The 2544-nt window shown below is 46.0% G+C and carries 3 protein-coding genes; 2 read left to right on the plus strand and 1 reads right to left on the minus strand.

From position 1 onward, the window contains the following. The first annotated feature begins 167 nt into the window (after window positions 1-167). Entirely contained in the window at window positions 168-482 is a 315-nt protein-coding gene (locus AAC854_RS22105; RefSeq protein ID WP_340618977.1) for a hypothetical protein, read from the plus strand. A 706-nt stretch (window positions 483-1188) separates the two neighbouring features. Here the strand turns inward: AAC854_RS22105 and AAC854_RS22110 are convergent. After that, a complete protein-coding gene (locus AAC854_RS22110; protein ID WP_340618978.1) occupies window positions 1189-1500 on the minus strand; it encodes a YlcI/YnfO family protein in 312 nt (103 codons plus the stop codon). A 190-nt stretch (window positions 1501-1690) separates the two neighbouring features. Between AAC854_RS22110 and AAC854_RS22115 the strand changes: the two genes are divergently transcribed. Beyond that, a partial coding sequence (locus tag AAC854_RS22115) for a toprim domain-containing protein (RefSeq protein WP_340618979.1) occupies window positions 1691-2544 on the plus strand: 854 nt, incomplete at its 3' end.

A 2544-nucleotide genomic window follows, 5' to 3' on the forward strand; every position in this document is an offset into this window, starting at 1 on the left:
GTGCTGTTGTTTTTCAGTCAATGTCATGGTGGTTCCCCTTCTCAATAAAAGAAAACACACTATGACAAAAGATTAACCAGTCAGGTATGTGGGGTTAATTAGGCGCTTACGTATCAAATGAGTTACGTCGCCAATATTACAAGAATGATGCGGAGTTTAGTTTAGCGATGCGTAAGGCTGGTTATGTGCCAGTTAGAACGAAAAAGCTCACAGGTAAAGAACAGCGATTCTGGCTCTATCGAGTGACAGGTAATGACAAGGGGGTGTCGACCAATAAAGATAATAAAATCAATAAGTTCAACCCTTTTGTCCAGTACAATAAACGACCAATCAGAACCTTTGAGCGCATTGCTGTAGATGGTCAGTGGCTCTATGTCTATGCCGATCACATTCGCTTTCTGACCAAAAAACGCCACCGTGTTGAGGGCGTTCGGGTTCAGGGATATACAGCTAATGGCATTGAAATGAGAGAAGTAAAATGATGCACGGAAGCAATTCTATCGGTCTAAGTTATCCAATTATTTCTACTGACTCCTTGAGGCTAAGGGGTCCTCAATCTCAGAGGCTACCCTCTTTAAGAGGGTTGGTTATAAATAGCTCAGTACGTTTAACATACTTACCCGTTGTCGAGGTCATTAGCTCAGTGACCTCGAAGAATACCGTGGTCCTCACTTTGGCCTGCCAATCGGCGAAATATTTCGCTCAGTCATTGGCTGAAAATTTAGCCTGTGGGTATGCGGAAAATATCTCACACACCAATAACTCATTGATAAATATCCAGACGCCATATTTGGCGTTTGGTCATACTTTGACTGCCCCGATTATTTCGGGTCAGTTACCTAACCCATTGATATTCAATCAGACGGCATATTTGCAGTCTGGTGATTATTTGTACCGACGAAATTCGTCGATGCAAAATCCAATATCCCATTATCAGACTTTGAGCGTAAATGATATTTACTCACAAAATTTGTACACCTCTTTAAGAGGAGTGCAAACTTTGCGCGTATCTTTTAGCGACGCGCAAAGTTTGTGGTCATCATTTAGTGGAGTGCAAAAAGAAAAGGATAGCACGGCGAATGCTACCCTTTGGGATCACGCAAATTTGCGTCATGAGTTAAATCAATCAGTTAACTGCTCTACTGATTGTGGGTCAGTCAACCAAGTCAATAATTTTGACGAGGTTGCTTATTGCTCAGATGATGCTTTGGTTTTGCGTTGCTGGAGTTCTTCCTGCGCAACACTGATAAGCAGTCTTATTTCTTCATTGGCTTTTGTGCCGATTTCTTCGACACGGGCAAGGGCATCAAGGGAGGAGAGCAGTGGATCTTTGCAATTGCCCTCACTTTGGCGGCGGGCTATTTCTCCACGCATCGCAGTAATAATAAATCCTGCATTGCTTTCATTGTCTTGTTTCACCTCTTCCATTCCCTCCATTACATCATGTGGTACACGGACGGTAGTTAACTGTGACTTTGCATTTTTGTTTGGCGTTGGCATTAATGAAACTCCTTACAATAAGTGTGTTTCATTATACACAAAAAAGAAATACAAAAAAGTCTTGACGTGTGTTTCTTATATAAATAAGATGAAACACACCTTGAGTATTCAAGGTATACAAATAGCGAAGCCCAGTAGTGCGCGAACACTAACTGGGCCTCTAACCAACAACGTAAAGGAGGCTTACGCTATGGATACCCCACAGCATAACCAAACTCGCCTTAAATTTACATTCCTAATTGCACCTGGCACTCAGCGGCTGGTGGATATTCACCCGGTGCGCCTGATTACTGTACTGGCGGACAGCGAGGGAGAAGCCCGTCTATTGGCAGGCATTCCCTCACTGATACCCGAACCCAAGCCCGCCAGAAAGGAGGCTCCGAAATCAGAGGCTCAACCGATAGCTGAGAAAGTGAACAAGTTATTAGCTCAGGCCACTACCGGGCAATCCGACTATCTGACTAACAAGGGGCTGCCATGCCCCGATCAGCGATTACTGAAAGATGGCTCTTTGGTACTGGTCACTCAGGCACTGGACGGCATAATCACCGGCGCTCAGATTATCAAGCCGAGTGGTGAAAAGCGTCTTGTCTCTGGTACGCAGAAAAAGGGAAGTTTTATCCCCTTATCACCCATCACCGGAACGCCAGATACTTTCATCATTGCCGAGGGATATGCAACGGCCTTAACGGTCAGTCAATTGCATGAGGGCTTAGTACTGGCTGCGCTGGATGAGGGTAATTTATCGACCGTTGCCGGGCTGGTGAGAGAACGGTGGCCAACAGCGAAAATCATTCTGGCGGCGGATAACGACTGGCATACACCGGGCGAACTGGACGACAAAGGCAAGCCCAAGAAGAACGTCGGCAAGATTGCAGCCGAGAAAACCGCCAAAGCGATCAACGGGTGGGTTGCATTACCGCCCACAGAACACAAAGCCGACTGGGACGATTATCGCCAGCAGCACGGCATTGAGGCAGCAAAGCAGGCATTCAGTCAGGGATTGTATCAGGCAGGGGAGAACGCGCCAGTGTTGAAGTCAGT

The sequence above is a fragment of the Xenorhabdus entomophaga genome (assembly GCF_037996725.1).
GTDB lineage: Bacteria > Pseudomonadota > Gammaproteobacteria > Enterobacterales > Enterobacteriaceae > Xenorhabdus > Xenorhabdus khoisanae.

Coding starts and splice junctions, on each gene's coding strand:
- AAC854_RS22110 (WP_340618978.1), bottom strand. CDS start 1,500: ATGCCAACGCCAAACAAAAATGCAAAGTCACAGTTAACTACCGTCCGT.
- AAC854_RS22105 (WP_340618977.1), top strand. CDS start 168: ATGCGTAAGGCTGGTTATGTGCCAGTTAGAACGAAAAAGCTCACAGGT.